The sequence below is a fragment of the Massilia eburnea genome (assembly GCF_009720745.1).
Classification (GTDB): Bacteria; Pseudomonadota; Gammaproteobacteria; order Burkholderiales; family Burkholderiaceae_D; genus Rugamonas; species Rugamonas eburnea.
The window spans coordinates 180,480-200,308 of sequence record NZ_WNKX01000001.1; the positions used below are offsets into that span (position 1 = coordinate 180,480).

The 19,829-nt window shown below is 61.3% G+C and carries 20 protein-coding genes and 1 tRNA gene; 8 read left to right on the forward strand and 13 right to left on the reverse strand.

Annotated elements, in window-relative coordinates; translation table 11 throughout:
• The first annotated feature begins 63 nt into the window (after window positions 1-63).
• Window positions 64-1,920: a glycoside hydrolase family 28 protein gene (locus GM658_RS00865; RefSeq protein ID WP_229416700.1), complete on the forward strand. Its 1,857-nt coding sequence runs from the start codon at window positions 64-66 to the stop codon at window positions 1,918-1,920.
• 53 nt (window positions 1,921-1,973) lie between these two features.
• Window positions 1,974-2,204 carry a hypothetical protein gene (locus GM658_RS00870; RefSeq protein WP_155452126.1) on the forward strand — a complete coding sequence of 77 codons (231 nt, stop codon included), beginning with the start codon at window positions 1,974-1,976 and terminating at the stop codon, window positions 2,202-2,204.
• Window positions 2,205-2,207: 3 nt separating this feature from the next.
• Here GM658_RS00870 and GM658_RS00875 read toward each other — a convergent pair whose 3' ends face one another.
• Genes GM658_RS00875 through zwf form a run of 3 tightly spaced genes read right to left on the reverse strand, consistent with a single transcriptional unit; the run spans window position 2,208 to window position 4,809 of the window.
• A complete protein-coding gene (locus GM658_RS00875; RefSeq protein WP_229416701.1) occupies window positions 2,208-2,825 on the reverse strand; it encodes a glutathione S-transferase family protein in 618 nt (205 codons plus the stop codon).
• A 23-nt stretch (window positions 2,826-2,848) separates the two neighbouring features.
• Window positions 2,849-3,313 (reverse strand): thermonuclease family protein, encoded by a 465-nt coding sequence (locus tag GM658_RS00880; RefSeq protein WP_155452127.1) that lies wholly within the window; start codon window positions 3,311-3,313, stop codon window positions 2,849-2,851.
• Window positions 3,314-3,345: 32 nt separating this feature from the next.
• Window positions 3,346-4,809, reverse strand: a complete 1,464-nt coding sequence (gene zwf / locus GM658_RS00885) for a glucose-6-phosphate dehydrogenase (protein ID WP_155452128.1) — start codon at window positions 4,807-4,809, stop codon at window positions 3,346-3,348.
• Window positions 4,810-4,989: 180 nt separating this feature from the next.
• Between zwf and GM658_RS00890 the strand changes: the two genes are divergently transcribed.
• Both GM658_RS00890 and GM658_RS00895 read left to right on the forward strand, forming a co-directional pair.
• Complete coding sequence (locus tag GM658_RS00890) at window positions 4,990-5,577, forward strand: TetR/AcrR family transcriptional regulator (protein ID WP_155452129.1); 588 nt, start codon at window positions 4,990-4,992, stop codon at window positions 5,575-5,577.
• Between the two features lie 56 nt (window positions 5,578-5,633).
• On the forward strand, window positions 5,634-7,505 hold the full coding sequence (locus GM658_RS00895; protein ID WP_155452130.1) for an MBL fold metallo-hydrolase: 1,872 nt from the start codon (window positions 5,634-5,636) through the stop codon (window positions 7,503-7,505).
• Window positions 7,506-7,563: 58 nt separating this feature from the next.
• Here GM658_RS00895 and GM658_RS00900 read toward each other — a convergent pair whose 3' ends face one another.
• On the reverse strand, window positions 7,564-8,685 hold the full coding sequence (locus GM658_RS00900; protein ID WP_155452432.1) for a chromate transporter: 1,122 nt from the start codon (window positions 8,683-8,685) through the stop codon (window positions 7,564-7,566).
• Window positions 8,686-8,756: 71 nt separating this feature from the next.
• Window positions 8,757-9,719 carry a chromate resistance protein ChrB domain-containing protein gene (locus tag GM658_RS00905; protein WP_155452131.1) on the reverse strand — a complete coding sequence of 321 codons (963 nt, stop codon included), beginning with the start codon at window positions 9,717-9,719 and terminating at the stop codon, window positions 8,757-8,759.
• A gap of 143 nt (window positions 9,720-9,862) precedes the next feature.
• Between GM658_RS00905 and GM658_RS00910 the strand changes: the two genes are divergently transcribed.
• The 4 genes from GM658_RS00910 to arsH are packed head-to-tail and all read left to right on the forward strand — an operon-like array spanning window position 9,863 to window position 12,098.
• The gene (locus tag GM658_RS00910; protein ID WP_155452132.1) at window positions 9,863-10,186 is read left to right on the forward strand and encodes an ArsR/SmtB family transcription factor; all 324 of its coding nucleotides are present in this window, start codon (window positions 9,863-9,865) and stop codon (window positions 10,184-10,186) included.
• On the forward strand, window positions 10,183-10,659 hold the full coding sequence (locus GM658_RS00915) for an arsenate reductase ArsC (RefSeq protein WP_155452133.1): 477 nt from the start codon (window positions 10,183-10,185) through the stop codon (window positions 10,657-10,659). Before GM658_RS00910 ends, GM658_RS00915 begins: the two co-directional genes overlap by 4 nt.
• Window positions 10,659-11,381: an aquaporin gene (locus GM658_RS00920; protein ID WP_155452134.1), complete on the forward strand. Its 723-nt coding sequence runs from the start codon at window positions 10,659-10,661 to the stop codon at window positions 11,379-11,381. Before GM658_RS00915 ends, GM658_RS00920 begins: the two co-directional genes overlap by 1 nt.
• 3 nt (window positions 11,382-11,384) lie before the next feature.
• Window positions 11,385-12,098, forward strand: coding sequence for an arsenical resistance protein ArsH (arsH, locus tag GM658_RS00925; protein ID WP_155452135.1), 714 nt, complete (start codon window positions 11,385-11,387; stop codon window positions 12,096-12,098).
• A gap of 114 nt (window positions 12,099-12,212) precedes the next feature.
• On the opposite strand, the gene GM658_RS00930 is transcribed toward arsH, so the two are convergent.
• The 8 genes from GM658_RS00930 to GM658_RS00965 all read right to left on the reverse strand — a co-directional run bounded on the left by GM658_RS00930 (window position 12,213) and on the right by GM658_RS00965 (window position 19,659).
• A tRNA-Ser gene (locus GM658_RS00930) sits at window positions 12,213-12,303 on the reverse strand.
• A gap of 82 nt (window positions 12,304-12,385) precedes the next feature.
• Window positions 12,386-13,675 carry a serine--tRNA ligase gene (gene serS, locus GM658_RS00935; RefSeq protein ID WP_155452136.1) on the reverse strand — a complete coding sequence of 430 codons (1,290 nt, stop codon included), beginning with the start codon at window positions 13,673-13,675 and terminating at the stop codon, window positions 12,386-12,388.
• 97 nt (window positions 13,676-13,772) lie between these two features.
• Window positions 13,773-13,970 carry a hypothetical protein gene (locus tag GM658_RS00940; RefSeq protein WP_155452137.1) on the reverse strand — a complete coding sequence of 66 codons (198 nt, stop codon included), beginning with the start codon at window positions 13,968-13,970 and terminating at the stop codon, window positions 13,773-13,775.
• A gap of 132 nt (window positions 13,971-14,102) precedes the next feature.
• Window positions 14,103-14,384, reverse strand: coding sequence for a hypothetical protein (locus tag GM658_RS00945; protein ID WP_155452138.1), 282 nt, complete (start codon window positions 14,382-14,384; stop codon window positions 14,103-14,105).
• A gap of 121 nt (window positions 14,385-14,505) precedes the next feature.
• On the reverse strand, window positions 14,506-15,249 hold the full coding sequence (locus tag GM658_RS00950; RefSeq protein ID WP_155452139.1) for an alpha/beta fold hydrolase: 744 nt from the start codon (window positions 15,247-15,249) through the stop codon (window positions 14,506-14,508).
• 64 nt (window positions 15,250-15,313) lie between these two features.
• On the reverse strand, window positions 15,314-16,630 hold the full coding sequence (locus GM658_RS00955) for a replication-associated recombination protein A (RefSeq protein ID WP_371865008.1): 1,317 nt from the start codon (window positions 16,628-16,630) through the stop codon (window positions 15,314-15,316).
• Window positions 16,631-16,633: 3 nt separating this feature from the next.
• Complete coding sequence (lolA, locus tag GM658_RS00960; RefSeq protein WP_155452140.1) at window positions 16,634-17,254, reverse strand: outer membrane lipoprotein chaperone LolA; 621 nt, start codon at window positions 17,252-17,254, stop codon at window positions 16,634-16,636.
• Between the two features lie 8 nt (window positions 17,255-17,262).
• Complete coding sequence (locus GM658_RS00965) at window positions 17,263-19,659, reverse strand: DNA translocase FtsK (protein ID WP_155452141.1); 2,397 nt, start codon at window positions 19,657-19,659, stop codon at window positions 17,263-17,265.
• Window positions 19,660-19,829 lie beyond the last annotated feature (170 nt).

The following is a 19,829-nucleotide window of genomic DNA, read 5'->3' on the forward strand; positions in this document are numbered from 1 at the left end:
ATTGTTGTTTTGGCCTGACCACTTTAATATTGAGCGCATATGAAACCCGACCGGAGACCTGTTTTGAAAGCACCACGACTACAACGCCGCCGCCTGCTGCAAGCCGGCGCAGCCGCCCTCCTCACCCGGCCATGGCTGCCGGTGCTGGCCGCCGGCCGCGCCGGGACGAACAACAGCGATGCATGGCGCCGCGCCGACGCTATCGTGGCGGCGCTGAAAGCGCCCGTCCGCTTCCGCAAGGAAGACTTCGTCGTAACGCACTTCGGCGCGCAGCCTTGCCGCACAAAACAGGTCAAAGCCTGGGTCACCCACGACGACCAGGAGCTGGTGCCCACCCAGGCCGACGATGCCCACGATTGCTACGCGAACTTCAAGGCCGCCATCGAGGCCTGCGCAGCCGCAGGCGGCGGCCGCGTCGTCATCCCCAAGGGTTACTGGTACTGCGCCGGGCCGCTGGTGCTGCGCTCCAATGTCCACGTGCATTTGCAGGCCGGCGCCCACATCCTGTTCTCGCAATACCCGGAGCATTACGCGCAGCACGGCGAATTCGATTGCGCTGCGAACGGCAAGCTCACGCTCTCGCGCTGGCAAAGCAACGATTGCCTGAACTACTCGCCGATGGTGTACGCACGGGACGCCAGCAATTTCGCGCTGACCGGCGAAGACTGGAGCTCGACACTGGATGGCCAGGGCGGCGTCGCCTTCAACGAAGCCGGCGAATGCTGGTGGTCATGGAAAGGCCGCAATCGCACCAAGAACGCCGTCTCGCAGAATACCGCGCCCGGCTACAAGGAAGGCCAGCCGACACAGGTCTCGCCCAACCCGCTCAACAAACCGCTGGCGGAAATGGCGCCTGCATTGGATGCGGCGCAGCGCAAGCTGATCGAAGGCGAGGACGACAAATGGCGCGGCGACGAACGCTACCTCCCTGCCCTGTCCGAAGCCGGCGTACCGGCCGAGCAGCGCGTCTTTGGCCGGGGCCATTACCTGCGCCCGCCGATGATCCACTTCATCAACTGCAGCAACGTGCTGCTTCAGGGCTACCATGTGCGGAACACGCCGTTCTGGCAGCACCATCCGGTCAACTGCCGCAACCTCGTGATCCGCCAGGTCCACGCCGAAAGCCGCGGACCTAACAGTGACGGCTTCGACCCCGAGGCCTGCGACCGCGTGCTCGTCGAGGACTGCGTATTCGATTCCGGCGACGACTGCATCGCCATCAAGGCCGGCAAGAACCGTGACACCCAGTACGGGCCGGCGCGCAATATCGTGATCCAGCGCTGCACCATGCAAAGCGGCCACGGGGCCGTGACGCTGGGCTCCGAAATGTCCGGCGGCATCGAGCATGTCTACGCGCGCGACCTCGTGTTTGAGAATGCGCACTGGCAGACCGACCCACTGAATATTGCGATCCGCCTCAAGACGAATATGAACCGCGGCGGCTACCTGCGCCATTTCTACGTGAAGAACATCAAGGTTCCCAACGGCGTCCAGCTTAGCGCCTCACACTATGCGCTGTTGCCAGGTTCGCCGATCGACACCAAAGGCCTGTCGACGGCGGCCGGCGCCGTGATTTCTTTCGATTGCGATTACCAGCCCGGTGCCGACAGCGTCCGCCTGCGGCCGCCGGAAGTCTCCGACGTCCACATCGAAAACGTCAGCGTCGGCAATGTGGCCAAGGGCGGCGTTAGCGGATCGTGCTACCAGGCCATCGCCATCCTCGGTCCCGTGGTCAGCGACTACAACGGCCCGCCGCCCGCGCCGCCGGTGCTGCCGGTACGGCGCGTCACGATCCGCAACTGCGATTTCGGCATTCCAGTCAACGCTGCCCAGCCAATCTGGCTGTACAACGTGGCCGACCTCACGCTCGACAACGTACGTATCGGCGGCAAGCGACTCGATACGGTACTGCACGCTTGACCGGAGGGCCAAGCGGGCGCAAAGTAGATCAGCTTGTTAAAATGGAGGGACCGATGAATGAACTCGTCCCTGCCGACACGGAGGCAGAAAGCACCGTTTCCGTTGATGGCTTCACATACACAGTACGAGTAGTGAGCGATGGCGGCGGCTACCGGGCGCACCTGACCTGGCAGCACCAGCTCAGCGAACAGACGACTCCACGGTTTTCCAACGCGCGTGCCGCCATGATCGAAGGCCATTCGCTGGCTGAAGAGCGCATCCTCGCCTGGCGCAGTGCCGCGTGAGACTCAGGGCGCGCGGTCAAGCGCCTTGCGGCCCGGCATCAGGTCGTGCGGATGACGCCAGCCCGGCATGTCGCTGATGCGCTCTTTCCAGACCGCGATGTGCGGGAATTCGGCCATGTCGATGCCGGTTTCCTCCGGCAGGTAGACGTAGCCCGCCAGCGACAGGTCGGCAATGGTCAGGCGCTCGCCGACCAGGAACGCGGCGCCTGCCAGGTGTTTATCGACGATGCGGTAGGCGCCCAGCACACGCTCGCGCAGGAATTGGGTCACCGGCGTTTCGCCCGACTTCTGCAGGCCGACCATGAAGCGCAGGGTCGCGTAATAGCTGGTGAATTTGTGGTTGTCGAACAGGATCCAGCGCCAGATATCGCGCTTTTCCTGCGCATCGCGTGCGCCGAACTTGCCGGTCTGCTCGGCCAGGTAATCAAGGATCACGCCGGACTGGCTGATTTTCAGGCCTGCATGCTCCAGCACCGGAATCTCCCCCATTTCATTGAGGTTGTCGCGCCAGGCATCGCCACGGGTTTCGCCGCCGAAATAATCCACCACCACCGGCTCCCAATCCGCGTTCGCCAGTGCCAGGAACAGCGCAACCTTGTATGCGTTGCCCGAAGCCGCCATGCAGTGCAATCTGAATTCCGCCATCATGTTCCTTTCGTTTGGCCCCGCCGCTCCTTCCGGAACAGCCAGGGCTCCATTGGTTCCGGGTCGGACCACAGGCCAACCCTGGAAGATCGTGCCGCCGTCTCGAGTGCCGGTAACGACGGATCGTGGTTGTATTGGGGGTAGACCCAAGCCATTCCCCTGCGCACTTGCGCCACATTGGCGTTGACGCCGCCGCAGTGGACAACCGCCACGGTGCGCCCATAGCGGTCCTTCTTTCCCGAATCAAGCGTCGCCTCCCGGCCGAAGCACAGGTCGGACAGCGACTGCTTGGAACGCGCACCGAAAGGCTGCTTCTTCTCCGGCGCATCAATATTGGCCAGCCGGACCTTCACAGGATGGCCACTGCTCAACACCGTCAACGTGTCGCCATCCGAGATGCCAATAACGGTTGCCGCATTCGATTGCGTGCAAACCAGCGCGAACATCAGCGCGAGTCTTTTCATAGGGTTCCGCTCCAAAAATCAGGAGCGGCATATTACTCTACCCAGCTGAATCCGTCCCGTGCCAACAGTGCGAACGACTCGGACGGCCCCCACGTACCGGCCGCGTAAGGATATGGCTTTTCCGCCAGCGTGCCCCAGCCGTTGATAATCGGCTCGGCCCATTCCCATGCCGCTTCCAGTTCGTCGCGGCGCATGAAGTGGGTCAGGCGGCCGCGCACCACGTCGATCAGCAGGCGCTCGTAAGCCTCGGCCCGGCGCTGCGAGAAGGCGGACTGCAGGTCCAGGTTCAGCGCAACTTGCTGCATCTGCATGCCGCTGCCAGGCTGTTTGGCCATGATCTGCAGCTTGATCGCCTCCTCCGGCTGCAGTTCGATCACGAGTCGGTTGGCGACGCCGGCCGGATTTTCCGGGAACAGCGGGAATGGCGGGTTGGCGAATTCAATCACGATCTTGGAAGAACGGCGCTGCATGCGCTTGCCGGTGCGCAGATAGAACGGAACCTTGGACCAGCGCCAGGTATCGACGTAAGTGCGCAGAGCCACGAAGGTCTCGGTGCTGCTATCGGCCGGCACATTGCGCTCTTCCAGGTAACCAGGCACTTCCTGGTTGCCGCTCACGCCGCGAATGTACTGGCCGCGCACCGTGTCGCGCGCGATATTGGCGAGACTGAAGCGGCGCAGCGAGCGCAGGACTTTCAGCTTTTCGTCGCGCACCGCGTCTGGAGCCAGCGAAGCCGGCGGCTCCATGGCGACGATGCACAGCAACTGCAACAGGTGGTTCTGCACCATGTCGCGCATGGCGCCGGCGCTGTCGTAAAAGCCGGCGCGGCTGCCGACACCCAGTTCTTCGGCCACCGTGATCTGCACGCTGGTGATGTTCGGCGCACGCCACAGCGGTTCCAGGATCGAATTACCAAAGCGCAGCACCATCAGGTTTTGCACCGTCTCCTTGCCAAGGTAATGGTCGATACGGTAAATCTGCGATTCGGCAAAATGCTTGCCGACCGCTTCGTTGATCTCTACTGCCGACGCCAGGTCGCGGCCCAGCGGCTTTTCCAGCACCACGCGGGCGTTGCCATCGACCAGGCCGGCGCCGGCCAGCTTGTCGCAAATGGTGGTGAACAGCGACGGCGCGGTAGACAGGTAGAACACGCGTTCAGCGCCAGGGCGCGAAACCCTGGCCAGGGCGGCAAGGCTGTCCTGCTGCACGTCGACACGCACGTATTCCAGCAGCTGCAGGAAGCTGCGCCAGGCATCTTCGGCAAAATTGGCGCCGGCGATGAACGACCGCGAATGCTCCTCGACGAAGGCCAGGTAGGCGTTGCGATCGAATTCCTGGCGGCCGGTAGAGATAATGCGCGTGCTTGGAGGCAGGTTGCCATGCAGGTGGGCCATATACAGCGCTGGCAGCAGCTTGCGCATGGCGAGATCACCCATCCCGCCAAAGATGATCATGTCGAGGGGAAGGCTGTTTTCGGTTTGTGGCGTAGCGGTCATGTGAAAGCTCGGGCAAGTGGGAACGCTAATAATACCCAAAGTCTAACGAGGCCGCAGGACAAGGCCTTTCCCGCAGCGGGACGGCCAGTGCTGCGCTCAGCTTTTCCGATTGGGCCCGTCGGCAAATGACTTAATATGACGATTGACATATTACGTATCCGGGTCTAGTCTGAAAGGACCATGAGCCGCACACCAGACAGCAAAAGCGAAGCAACCCGCCAGCGCATCCTGAATGCAGCTTCCGCCCGCCTGCGCACACACGGCATTGAACAGACCGGCCTGCGCGAGCTGATGGAGCAGGCTGGCCTGACGCGCGGTGGCTTTTACTTCCATTTCCCCAACAAGGATGCCCTTGTCACCGAAGCCATCACCCAGGCGGCGGGCGAAACGGCGGACGCTTATGTCAGCCTTGCAGACGAGGCGCCAGCAGGCCGGCAGCTGCAAGCGCTGATCGAGTACTACCTGAGCCCTGCCCACCGCGACCATCCAGCTACCGGCTGCCTGGTCGCGTCACTGGCAAGCGAAACCGGCCGCGCCGGCAAGAAGCAGCGCACCGCCTTTTCCTCCGCCATTGGAGTCACGCTTCAGCGCATCGCTCCACTACTGCCGGGCGAGAGCCCCGGACAACGCACGCTCAACGCTGGCCTTTTACTGTCATCCATGTCCGGCGTCTTGAACGTAGCGCGCGCCCTGCCTGACGCCCGCCAGAGCGAGGCCCTGCTCGCCGCCGCCCGCGAGTTCTACATCCGCAGTTTTTGCGGCGAATAAGCCGTCCCTTTGTTTGATCAAGAATATGACAACCGTCCTATTAATGGAGGTCTATCATGCAACTCTTGCCTTTGCTATGTGCATTCCTGCTGGCAATCCTGCCGGCCAGCGCCACGCCAGACCGCCCCGGTGACGGCGGCCCCGATCTGGCCTACCTGGAGATAATCAACAGCCAGCACCCGCCACACGACCCGCAACTGCTTTTCCTGCTGATGGGACGTTTCGCCAGCGCGCAGCAGCATGAGCGTGGCGCCGCCTTCTTCACTGCCCGCCTGCAGCAATTCGACCATGAACTCAATGACACACAACGCGCGCTGTACCTGACCGTGATCGCGCTTCTGCGCGCCCAGCATGCCGGCCAGGTATCTTTCTTCCATCGGATTGGCTATGTTAACGAGACCGTGGACATGCTGGAACGCGCACGCAAGCTCACCGGCGGCCGCGTATTCGTCGTCAACTGGGCTTCCGCTATCGTTGACGCGCAACTGCCCTCACTGCTCAACCGCCGCCAAAAGGCGCATGAAGAACTGGATTGGTGCATCAGCCACGCCAGCGAGGCCCCGCATGCCGGGTGGCTGCGGGAAATCTACCGGCAGCAGGCCCGGCTCGCGCAAGCGGACGGCAAGGCAGCGGCAGCACAGGCCTACCTGAAACGCAGCGGCTACCCCGACATCAACCTGCCGATCACATTGCTGACGCCATTTGCCGAGGAGACTGACGCCGGCCACCGTTTCTCGCCCAGCCAGATTCGCGAAGTTGTCCCGCAGCGCGTCTACGTCCTGTCCGGCTTCGAATTCACGGAATTCTATTTCGTCGTTTCCGACGACGGGCGGGAACTGATCGGCATCGATGCCGGAACGCGCCCCGATTCGGCGCGCGCCGCTTACGAGGCCTTACGCGCCTTCGCCCACCATCTGCCGCCGCTCACCACCATCTTCATCACACATTCGCATTGGGACCATATCGGCGGCCACAAGTACTTCCGCAGCCTGAACCCTCAATTGCAGATTTATGCACGCAGCAATTACCGTGACGAGCTGGCGCGCGACCTTGCCGCACCAGCCAATTTTAACCAGCCCTTCTTTGGCGCGAAGTTCCAGGAACAGGACGTGCGCAGCTTCAAGCCGGACGTTCCGGTCGACAGCAGCACCAGCGTGGTCATTGGCGGCACGCGCATCGAGCTTGTTCCGATACACGGCGGCGAAACACAAGACGCCATGTTCATCAACCTGCCCGGCCTGAAGACGACCTTCGTCGGCGACTTCATCATGCCTTATCTCGGTGCGCCCTTCGTCCACGAAGGCGACCTGCCCGGACTTTATGAAGCAATCGGTACGCTGTCCAGACTGCAGCCAGCCAACATCCTGCACGGACACGAGCCGCTGACGCGCATGTTCAATTCGACTCTCATGCTGGAACAGGTCCGCGATGACCTGGAGTGGCTTGAGAGCCACGTCGAAAACGCCATGCGGCGCGGAGTGGCGCGCGCCGACGTCCACCAGGCCAACCTGGTTCCGCCGGCGCTCCTATCAGGGGCGCACGACACCTCCGTGCCTTACCTGGTGCTGCGGGAGCACGTGATCGACCGCATCTTCAGCCAGCGCGGCGGCTATTGGCAGGCCGACCTGCAAGGCATCGACCACATCAGCCGCGCCGACCAGGCGGACCTGTTCCTGCACTACCTGGGCCGGTCCGAAAACCAGATTCTCGACGCAAGCAAGCAGATGATCGCGGATGGAAAGTACGAACTGGCCGCCCGCCTGCTCGACGCCTGCCGCGAACGGCTCGGGAAGAGCAAGGAATTCGCAGCAACCGAACGTGCCGTCTATCTCAGGCTGATGGAGAAAAACCAGAACGACGACCCGTTCAAGTTCATCCTCTACGCCAACAAGGCGGGCATGCAGGTCCCCCCAGTCCAACTCCGATAACGGGACATAAAGCCTTGACGAGTAACCACTGCACGATGACCTCCTGCGAAGAAACTTCTTACATCGGATGGATCAAGGGAAAAGCCGCCAATCCAAAGAGTGCGGCGCCGGCGACGATGACCGGCTCGGGCAATTTGGTGTATTTCCATAACAGCGCGGCAGTGGCCAGGGCCACTAGCGCGGTCGGGACGTCGAAGATCGAACGTTTGGCAATGACGATGACCGAGCCGGTGATAGCACCGATGGCGGCCGCCGTAATGCCGTCAACAAACGCAATCACGCCTGGCAGCTTGCCGAACTTTTTGAAATATGGCGCCGGAAGTATGGTGAACAGGTAGCATGGAAGGAAGGTGGCCAACGCCGCCACGCACGCTCCAGGGAAGCCGGCCACAAGGTAGCCGATGAAGCCGACCGTGATCACTACCGGACCCGGAGTAATCATTGCCACCGCAACCGCATCAACGAACTGCTTGTCGTTCAACCAGTGATGTTCGTTGACCACGCCAGCATGCAGGAACGGGACGATCGCCAAACCCGAACCGAAGACAAAGGCTCCGGCCTCCGCAAAGAAGGCAGCAATCTGGATCAGGATGCCTGCATCCATGCTGGCTAATGGCGCCGACAATGCCGGTAACTGCAGCAATGCCACGCCATTCATCTTGCCCGAACCCGCCCATTTCGGCGGTGCGCGCCGCAACCAGACCAGCACACCACTGGCAACGAATAGCCAGGCGATCTCGGATTCAGTTACCACAGTAACTAGCGCCAACAGCAGGTAAATCGCCCAAAGCAATTTATCCTTGCCCACGCTCTTGATGGTCAGTTTGCGCGCGCTCATCGCAATGATGCCGATCACTGCCGCACCGACGCCATAAAACACCGCCTGCATCCATGGCAGGCCGCCAAACCGCTGGTAGGCCCAACCAAGCGCCACGACCATCAGGAACGATGGCATCACAAACGCCAATCCCGCCAGGGTCGCGCCGACGATGCGGTAGTGGACGTAACCCAGGTAGATCGCCAACTGCGCAGCCAATGGGCCAGGCGCCAGCTGGGCCAATGCGAGTCCCTCCTTATAATCGGCTTCACTGATCCAGTTGCGGCGTTCGACCAGGTCACGATGCATATAACCGACCAGGGCCACTGGACCGCCAAATCCCAGGGCGCCCAGTCGCAGCATATACAGCACCAGCTGCCCCAAGGTATAGCCTGGAACGGAGGACGGTTGTTCGGACGATTGCACGTTGGCTCCTACTGCGCGGTGGCTGCGTTGCTGAAGTGGATGTAGAAGGCATCGAGCACGCCGCCCATCATGGCAAGCAGCTGGTCATCGTCTTCGGTCGTATGGCGTGCACCGGTCATGGCCGCTTCAAATCCGGCGGCTTCCGGCACAAAGCCGCCGCCAACGTCGAGCACATGGACCATGGCGCCCAGGCGCTGCAGCGCCGGGTCGCCTTCCAGTCCAAAGCTGGCCAGCAGGACTTCAAACGAGACGCGCTCACCCGCATGCGTGAACACAGCGCCATCGAAATCGAAACCCAATGCATCTGCTGGACAATCTGCGGGCGTTTCAAGCCACAAAAATTCGGCCTGGGGATCGATGAAGCGCCGGATCAGCCATGCGCTGGCGACACGGTCGATCCACATGCGCTTCCGGGTCGCCCAGCGCCTGCCCTGGTAGCTGGCGCGGTCAAGCAGCTGGATCGGCGCGGAACTCGCGCTCGGCTCCCCTGGTGCGAGCAGACGTTCAGCGGAATGCACGTAATCCATCCAGGCCGCTTGCGCAGCCGCGCTTTCGGCGCCGGGGAAATAGTCGATCGTGGCGATCGCGTCGTATTCACGGCGCAGCTTGCGCAAAGTGCGGTTGATGTCGGCCGGCGCAAGTGTCGGCAAGGCTTTGCTGGCCAAGGCCAAATCGCTGGCCAATGCGCTCCAGGCTTCGCCGCGTGAGAACAGTTCACGCAGCGCACGATACTCCTGCTCCGATCGGCTGGCGACATTGAGGAGCCAAGCCGTGCCGCCTTCGCGCTCCGTCTCCGCCGCCAATTCCTTCAGCTGGCGTTCCTGGGCTGGGCGCAGCGGCAAGAGATAAGCGCCATCGCGCAGCGCTCCGCAGCCGATGGTTTTCAGGGTGCGCCAGATGCGCATGCGCGCAGTAGCACTGTTGGACGGCAAACTGACAATCAGCAGCAGCCAGGCATCTGAGGTTTCCATGATCACAGATTAGCATCACGTAGCGATCAATACAAATCCCGTCTCGACATCTACATACAAGAAAATTTAATTCGAGATTATTTGAAATATCGTAGTAACATGCCTTCGCCGCCAATTGAAGAAATATATAAAGCCCCCCATCCATGAACACCAAATCCGTCATCACAGCCCTCGCCGCGCTGGCACAGGAATCGAGACTCAACGCGTTTCGTTTGCTGGTCCAAACTGGCCCGCAAGGCCTTGCCGCCAGCAAGATAGGCGAGCAACTGGAGATAGCCCCCTCCTCGCTCTCCTTCCATTTGAAGGAACTGACAAACGCAGGGTTGATTGAGGCACGCCAGGATGGCCGCTTCATCATTTACAGCGCCAACTTCGACACCATGAACAGCGTGCTCTCCTTCCTCACTGAAAACTGCTGCGGCGGCGAAAACTGCTCCCCATCTTCGAGCAAATCGTGCAAACCATGAACGTTCTTATTCTCTGCACCGGCAACTCCTGCCGCTCGATTCTCGGCGAGGCCACCTTCAACCACCTGGCGCCAACGGGCTGGCATGCCATCAGCGCGGGCAGCAAGCCTGCCGGCTATGTCCATCCACGCTCTCTCGCCTTGCTGGAACGAGAAGGCATTTCCACCGAGGGCTATCACAGCAAGTCCTGGGACAAGCTGCCGGTAACGCCGGGTATCGTCATCACCGTGTGCGGCAGCGCTGCGGGCGAAACCTGCCCGGCCTACCTTGGCCCAGTCTTGCGCGCCCATTGGGGAGTGGAAGATCCCGCCCATGCAAGTGGTACGGACGAAGAAATTGACGCCGCCTTCATGACCGCATATCGCATCCTGCGCAAGCGTATCGAAACCTTCTTCGCCCTGCCTCTGGAAGAAATCAAGCATGACCGCGCCCGCATGAAGGCGGAGCTGGACCGCATCGGCGAGGTAGTGTGATGACGTTCTCGCGACGCATCGTCTCCGAAGCGCTGGGCACTGCAATGCTGCTGGCGGTGGTGGTCGGTTCCGGCATCATGGCCGAACGGCTTGCTGGCGGCAACGTGGCCATCGCCCTGCTGGCCAACACGATCGCAACCGGAGCCGGCCTGGTAGCGCTGATCCTGACGTTCGGCACCATCTCCGGAGCGCACTTCAATCCTGTGGTCACGCTATCCGAGGCATGGCAGCGCAACGTGGCTGCCCGTGAAGCAGTACCTTATATTGTTGCGCAGGTCGCAGGTGCATTTGCCGGCGTTGCGGCGGCCCATGCCATGTTTGGTGAACCTGCCTTCTTCGCCTCCATGCATGCCCGCGGCGGTGCAGCCCAATGGTGGAGCGAATTCATCGCCACATTCGGACTGGTTGGCGTGATTATCGGCTGCTCGCGCAGCCGCCCATCAATCACCCCTTTCGCCGTAGCTGCGTACATCACATCAGCCTACTGGTTCACCGCCTCGACCTCATTCGCCAATCCCGCAGTAACTTTGGCCCGCGCAGCGACGGATACCTTCGCCGGCATCCGTCCTGCCGACGCGCCCGCATTCATCCTCGCCCAACTGTTTGGCGGCACAGCAGCAACCCTGCTCTTCACCTGGCTCTATCCGGCCCCGCCGGCCAACGCCACCGTTGGCGGCACTGTCGCGCCGAGCGCATTCACCAATCAATCAGCATCGGATTAACGCATGACCATCAATGACCTACCCAACATCCAGTCCGACTTGCTGGATGTTCCCAGCATCGAAAAGCTTGCCCCTGAGGGGGATCTTTCGCACCCGCCCCGCATCCTGATGCTGTACGGCTCCCTGCGCGAACGATCTTTCAGCCGCTTCCTGACTTATGAGGCTGCGCGCATCCTCGAGCACTTCGGCGCCGAAGTAAGGATCTTCGATCCGATGGAGCTGCCGATGGCGGGCAGCGTCCCTGAAGATCATCCGAAAGTTCGCGAGCTGCGCGAGCTGTGCCTGTGGTCCGAAGGCCAGGTATGGTGCAGTCCCGAGCGGCATGGAGCGATCACCGCGGTGATGAAAAACCAGATTGACTGGATACCGCTGGAGCAAGGTGCGGTACGTCCAAGCCAGGGCCGCACACTGGCTGTGATGCAGGTTTGCGGGGGCTCACAATCGTTCAACGTCGTCAATACGCTGCGATTGCTGGGCCGCTGGATGCGCATGTTCACAATCCCAAATCAATCCTCGATTCCAATGGCGTATAAGGAATTCGACGATGCCGGACGAATGCGCCCTTCTGCCTATTACGACCGCGTGGTGGACGTCATGGAAGAGCTGTTCAAGATGACGCTGCTGATGCGCGGGCGTACCGGCTATCTGACCGACCGCTATAGCGAACGGAATGAACGGGCCAAGGCAAGGATCAATCAGCAAATCGCTCGCTTGTGATCTGCGCTTACTTCGGCCTAAGGTAAGGGGCGTCCCACTTCCGAAAGAAAAAAGGCCCTTCAGCCTTAACGCGCTCTAGATCGCGCCAAGTGCCGAAGGGCCTTTTCAGTGTTCTGGCGGAGAGGGTGGGATTCGAACCCACGGTAGGGGGACACCCTACGCCTGATTTCGAGTCAGGTACATTCGACCACTCTGCCACCTCTCCAGGTACTGCATTTAACGGTGGTCGCCGTTGAGAGCCAAGATTATAGCAGCCCTTCCGGAAAATGGAAGGGCTATTTTCATCTTTATGCAACGAGCTTGGTCAGGCCGCCCATATAAGGCTGCAGCGCGGCTGGAATGTCCACCGAACCGTCAGCCTGCTGGTAGTTTTCCAGCACGGCGACCAGGGTGCGGCCCACTGCCAGGCCGGAGCCGTTCAGGGTGTGCAGCAGTTCCGGCTTGCCTTGCGCATTGCGGAAGCGCGCCTGCATGCGGCGGGCCTGGAATGCTTCGCAGTTGGACAGCGAAGAAATTTCGCGGTAGGTGTTCTGCGCCGGCAGCCACACTTCCAGGTCGTAGGTCTTGGCGGCGCCAAAGCCCATGTCGCCGGTGCACAGCTGCATGACGCGGTACGGCAGGCCCAGGGTCTGCAGGATGTATTCGGCGTGGCCGACCATTTCTTCCAGCGCCTCGTACGACTTCTCTGGATGCACCACCTGGACCAGTTCAACCTTGTCGAACTGGTGCTGGCGAATCATACCCTTGGTATCGCGGCCGGCGGAACCGGCTTCGGAACGGAAGCATGGAGTATGTGCGGTGACCTTGATCGGCAGCGTCTCAACGGCGACGATCTCGTCGCGCACCATATTGGTCAGCGATACTTCCGAGGTCGGGATCAGGTAGAAATTCTGGCCTTCGCCTTCCGCGCCGCCCTTCTTCACCGAGAACAGGTCGGCTTCGAACTTCGGCAGCTGGCCGGTGCCCAGCAGGGACTCGGCGTTGACCATATATGGGGTGTAGCACTCGGTGTAGCCGTGCTTGTCGGTGTGGGTGTCCAGCATGAACTGCGCCAGTGCGCGGTGCAGGCGTGCGATGCCGCCCTTCATGACGCTGAAGCGGGAGCCGGTCAGTTTGGTGGCGGTTTCGAAGTCCAGGCCCAGTGGTGCGCCAACGTCGGCGTGGTCTTTGACTTCGAAGTCGAAGCTGCGCGGAGTGCCGAATTTGCGGACTTCCACATTGCCCGTTTCGTCGGCGCCTGCTGGCACGGATTCGTGCGGCAGGTTCGGCACGGCCTGCAGGAAGGTATTCATCTTCAACTGCACGTCGGCCAGCTTGATCTCGTTGGCCTTCAGTTCATCGCCCAGGCCGCCTACTTCGGCCATCACGGCGGTGGTGTCTTCTCCTTTGCCCTTCATCATGCCGATCTGCTTGGACAGCGAGTTGCGCTTGCTTTGCAGTTCTTCGGTACGCATCTGGATGGCCTTGCGTTCGCCTTCCAGGGCATTGAAGCCAGCTACGTCGAGCTGGAACTTGCGGGTCGCCAGTTTGGCGGCGACAGTATCAATGTCTTTACGGAGAAGTTGGATGTCAATCATGTTGTTATTGCTGCCGCTGCGAGGTTGAGTCGAAAGGAGCAATTGTACCAAGATGACAGCGCAACTACCGAGATTTACGCCCTCCGGCGCTGCGCTGTCAGATCAGTGCTGCTTTTTCGGCGGCGGTCAGGCGCTTGGCGGCCACCACCACGGTTGGGATGCTGCTGTCCACTTTAGCGACGACAGGGTCGGCGGACACGTGCACCACTGGGGTGGTAGCGGTTGCGAAGCTGGTGACGATAGCCAGGGCTGCTGCGACGATGAAGGCCGCTTCCATGTGTTTCAGGGTTTTCATGATGCTCTCCTTTAGGTCAGTGTTAAGGTCTTCCGTGCTTCCATGGTTACACTGTACCTAAAGGCTCCCTGCCCCGCCTTGCACTTGCGACGAAGTGCAAAAAACGCGGGATGAAACGCAGGATTTCCGGTCTTACGTTGGATCGTCGGTGGTTTTTTCGGTGGCTTCGGCAGGCCCGGCGGCGGCGCCGCGCTTCAGCCAGACGCCTACATCGGCGCCCAGTGCACGGGTCACTTTATGCAGCATGTCGCAGGTGCCGCCGAAAAAGCCGGCGTGGCCCGTCTCACGCTGGAACGAGCGCGAGCGCAGCACGTTTTCGCCCTGTTTCAGCTCAGCCAGGATAGTCATCGACTTGGCGCCTGTCCATACGCCGCCGCCAATGCCGTCGACGGAAATGATGGTCAGCTTCAGCACCTTGTCGCTGCCGACATTTTCATCTCAGCGGCGTTCGCGCCCAGGGGAACTGCCAGCGAGGACAGCATGAGGATGATATTGGAAAGTTTCATTGCGGCACTATAAAGCCGCCTGTCATTTTTTACAACATTGCGGGCTTGTGCTGCGCCAGCCAGCCCATCACGGCTTTGTTGAATGCTTCCGGCTCCTCACGCATGACCCAATGGCCGCTGCGGAAGGCGATCACCCTGCTATGGGGCCTGGACTGCACGGCGGCCTCAAAGCTGCGGGTGTGGAAAGAGAATGGCTTGCGCTTGCCATAGATGTACAGCATGGGCCAGCGCAGCTTGAATGGCAGCGCGCCCTCAGGCGGTGTGCTGGCGCGCAGCCAGCTGATGGCGTGCGGCAGCTGCAGACGCGAACTCGCTTCGCGCGCCGAATGGCTGCTACCGCTGGAGGCTTTCAGGCGGCGGTGGGCAAAGGCCAGGCGCAGGCGGGTTTTCCAGTCGAGCGAGGCGCGGTAAGTCATCTGGCTGGAGCCGCCAATGCCTACGCTGATCACCTTGCTCACCAGTTCCGGGTAGCGAAGAGCAAATTGATAGCCATAGACGCAGCCCCAGTCGCTCAGCATCAGGATCACGGGGCGGCCGCCGTTGACAGCGTTGACCGTGTCAGCATACAGCGTCGACACTTCATCAATGGAATGGCTGCCTTTGCGCTGGGTGGGAAAGCTGAAGCGTACGCAACGGTAGTTCGGGGCGAAGGCGGCAACCTGGGCGTCCCACAGGCTGCGGTCGTGCGGCCAGCCGTGGATCATCATCATTACTTCATCGCCGGCGCCGTCGATATGCACGGTCACCCCATCAACTGTCAGACGCTGCACCATCCCGCCCTCCGTTAGAATAATTACAACATCCTAACGTTAGCGAACAGGAAAGTAAACCGTGCGCTTACGTGTTTCGCTTACCGGCCTCTTCGTCCAGCTTGCGCAGGTAGGCCAGCTTGTCGGCGATCTTGGTTTCCAGGCCGCGCGGGACAGGCTGGTACCAGCCGGGCTCGGCCATGCCATCCGGCAGGTAGGTTTCACCGGCTGCATAAGCGTCAGGTTCGTCGTGCGCGTAGCGGTATTCGTGGCCGTAGCCCAGTTCCTTCATCAATTTGGTCGGGGCGTTGCGCAAGTGCACCGGCACTTCGCGCGATTTGTCGCGGCGCACGAAGGCCATGGCGGCGTTGTAGGCGTTATAGCCGGCATTGCTCTTGGCAGCCACCGCCAGATAGATCACGGCCTGGGCCAGCGCCAGCTCCCCTTCCGGCGAACCAAGGCGCTCATAGGTTGCGGCGGCGTCGTTGGCCATGGTCAGCGCGCGCGGGTCGGCCAGGCCGATGTCTTCCCAGGCCATGCGCACGATGCGGCGGGCCAGGTAGCGCGGGTCGGCGCCGCCGTCGATCATGCGGCAGAACCAGTACAGCGCGCCGTCCGGGTTGGAGCCGCGCACGGATTTGTGCAGGGCCGAGATCTGGTCGTAGAAGTTGTCGCCGCCCTTGTCGAAGCGGCGCGCGTTCAGCGTCAGCGCGTTCTGTACGAATTCGCCGGTCACTTTGTTGGTGCGGGCAGTGGCGGCGGCGGTCTTGGTCTGCTCCAGCAGGTTGAGGAAGCGGCGCGCGTCGCCGTCCGCATAGCCGATCAGGGTGTCGATGGCCAGCTCGTCGAATTCCAGGTCCGGCATAGAGCGTTCGCGGGCGCGCGCCAGCAGCTGGCGCATTTCCTCTTCCGTCAGCGCTTTCAGCACGTACACCTGGGCGCGCGACAGCAGCGCGGAATTGACTTCGAACGAGGGGTTCTCGGTGGTCGCGCCAATCAGCGTCACCAGGCCCGATTCCACGTAAGGCAGCAGCGCATCCTGCTGCGCCTTGTTGAAGCGGTGGATCTCGTCGATGAACAGGATAGTCTGTTTGCCGCTGGCGACAAACTGCTCCGCCTGCTCAATGGCGGCGCGGATATCCTTCACCCCGCCCAGCACGGCCGAAATGGCGATGAACTCGCAGTCGAAGGCGCGTGCAGACAGGCGGGCGAGCGTGGTCTTGCCTACGCCCGGCGGGCCCCACAGGATCATCGAATGCGGCTTGCCGGACTTGAACAGCAGGTTCAGCGGCTTGCCTTCGCCCAGCAGGTGGCTCTGGCCGATCACGTCCGCCACGGTGTGCGGACGCAGCGCTTCGGCCAGCGGCGGGGTGGGCTCAGGTGCGAACAGGTCTTGCGTCATCATGCCTCAATTGTTGATGACGTCCGCGCCCTTTGGCATGACAAATTTAAAGGACGTTGCATTCAGCGCTGGATTTTTTTCAAACTTCTTGAAGGCCAGGATGGAAGTCTGGCCGAAGCTGTCTTTCAGTTCCATCGCTTCCGGGGTGCCGTTTTTCAGGCCGATCAGGATTTGTTCGAAGCTGGAATCCTTCGCTTTCGGGGTCGCTTTCAGCCATTCCAGACCGTCGCGGGAACCGGCTTCCGACAGGGCGAAGTTCTTTTCCAGGTCGTTGGAGCCGAACAGGATGGCGGCCGGCGAAGAGCCCAGTGCGTCGCCCAGCTTGCGGGTAGTGACCTGGTTCAGGTCCTTGTCGTAGATAAACAGCTGTTCGCCGTCGGCTTGCAGCACCTGGTCGTAAGGCTTGGTGTACGACCAGATGAATTTGCCGGGACGCGCAAATACGAAACTGCCGGAAGACAGCTTGTCCTTGCTGCCCTGCGCCACGACTTTCTGCGTGAACTCGCCCTTGGCGGCCTTGGTGCTGGCCACGAAAGCCTTGAACTGGTCCAGTGCGGCCGCATGGGCCACGCCTGCAAACAGCAGGCCGGCGGCCAGCACGGCCGCAAATTTGTTGGTGTGCTTCATTTGAATCCTTATTCCGCCGACGCGGTAGGGGCGATGATTTCGCGGTTGCCGTTCGACTGCATGGCCGATACGACGCCGCTGTTTTCCATTTGTTCCAGCAGGCGCGCGGCCCGGTTGTAGCCAATGCGCAGGTGGCGCTGCACCAGCGAGATCGATGCCTTGCGGTGCTTCAGCACCACTTGCACGGCCTGGTCGTACATCGGGTCGGCCTCGCCGTCCCCACCGCCGCCAGCACCGGCCATGGCGCCGTCGCCGCCTCCCTCTTCCAGCGTGCCGCCTTCCAGGATGCCCTCGATGTAATTCGGCTCACCCTGCGCCTTCAGGTGGTTTACCACACGGTGCACTTCATCGTCGGACACAAAGGCGCCGTGCACGCGGATCGGCAAGCCGGTCCCCGGCGGCATATACAGCATGTCACCCATGCCCAGCAGGGTTTCCGCCCCCATCTGGTCAAGAATGGTGCGCGAGTCGATCTTCGACGATACCTGGAATGCAATACGCGTCGGGATATTCGCCTTGATCAGGCCCGTGATCACGTCTACAGATGGGCGCTGGGTCGCCAGAATCAAGTGCAGGCCGGCTGCACGGGCTTTCTGGGCGATACGCGCGATCAGCTCTTCCACCTTTTTACCGACCACCATCATCAGGTCGGCCAGCTCGTCGATGATGATGACGATGGTTGGCAGTTTTTCCAGCGGTTCCGGCGCGTCCGGCGTCAGCGAGAACGGATTCGGGATCTTCTCTTCGCGCTTGGCGGCGTCGGCGATCTTGGCGTTGTAGCCCGCCAGGTTACGCACGCCCAGCTTGGACATCAGCTTGTAGCGGCGCTCCATCTCGTTCACCGCCCAGTTCAGGGCGTGACCGGCCTGGCGCATATCGGTGACCACTGGCGCCAGCAGGTGCGGAATGCCTTCGTACACCGACATTTCCAGCATCTTCGGGTCGATCAGGATCATGCGCACATCGTGCGGGTCGGCCTTGTACAGCAGCGACAGGATGGTGGCGTTAATACCAACGGATTTACCGGAACCGGTGGTACCCGCCACCAGCAAGTGCGGCATCTTTGCCAGGTCGGCCACCACCGGCTTGCCGGCGATGTCCTTGCCCAGTGCCACGGTCAGCGGCGAATGGTTGTCGTTATAGACCTTGGAGCCGAGGATCTCGGTCAGGCGCACGATCTGGCGCTTCGGATTCGGCAGCTCCAGCGCCATGTAATTCTTGCCGGGGATGGTTTCCACCACGCGGATGGACGTCAGCGACAGCGAGCGCGCCAGGTCGCGCGCCAGGTTGACGATCTGGCTGCCCTTCACGCCGGTGGCAGGCTCGATTTCGTAGCGGGTCACGACCGGGCCCGGATAGGCGGCCACCACCTTGGCTTCCACGCCAAAGTCGGACAGCTTCTTCTCGATCAGGCGGCTGGTGAATTCCAGCGTTTCCACGGCCACGGTTTCCTGCTGCGGCGGCGCCTCGTCCAGCAGCGACAGCGGCGGCAGGTCGGTATTCTCGATTTCCTGGAACAGGGTGCCCTGCTTCTCCTTGATCACGCGTTCGGACTGCACAATCTGGGTAATCTGCGGCTCGATCTTGACGATCGGCGCCGGCGGCGCATCCGCCGGCACGTCGACCGGTTTCGGATGCTTCTCTTCGTGCTTGACGCGCTCTTTCACGACCTTTTCTTCGCGCTTGACCACGGCCACGTCGCCCTGGCGGCGGTCTTCGCGGTCTTCCATGCGGGCGCGGAACCATTCGATGCCCATTTCGAGCACTTCACCGATCTTTTCAGCCACCGACATCCACGAGACATGGAAGAACAGGCTGAAACCGGTGCCGAACAAGAGCAGCAACAGCAGCGTGGCGCCGGTAAAGCCCAGGCCCACATGGGCGCCATGTCCAATCAGTTCACCCAGCACGCCGCCCGGCGCGCGCGGCAGCTGCACCTTCATGGTGTACATGCGCAGGTACTCTAGCCCCATGGAGCCGGTCAGCATCAGCACGAAGCCGGTGAAGCGGATCATGCCTACCTGTTTGTGTTCCGGGTCCTCTTCCTTCTCCAGCACAAACTTGCTGGTCAGGCGGCGATAGCCCTGCCACACCACGCGCAGCATGTAGACGCACCACCACCAGGCGGAAAAGCCGAAGATGAACAGCATCAGGTCCGACAGCCAGGCGCCGCCGCGGCCGCCCAGGTTGAACACCTTGGGCACGACATTATTGTGCGACCAGCCCGGGTCCAGCCGGTTATAGCTGGCCAAAATCAGGATGAAATAAACGCAGACGACGAACAGCGCGAAGAAGCGCGCCTCCGACAGCAGACGCACCAGCCGGTTGGGAAGCGGCTGGCGTTCGGTGATAGGCCGAGTGTAACCAGAAGTTGTCTCTTGACTCTTTTGACTCTTCTTACTCATTGCTTGGAGGCAAAAATTCCATAATTGCGCTTATTCTAAGGCATATCAAGGTGAAAAGGCCTTCCGGTACATGTGAAATGCATGCTTCGCATATAATTTCGGTTTGCTTGGGCCCGGACTTGTCGCTTTCCCGTCCGCACCCATATACGAGACACTCCAACTAGGTAAAG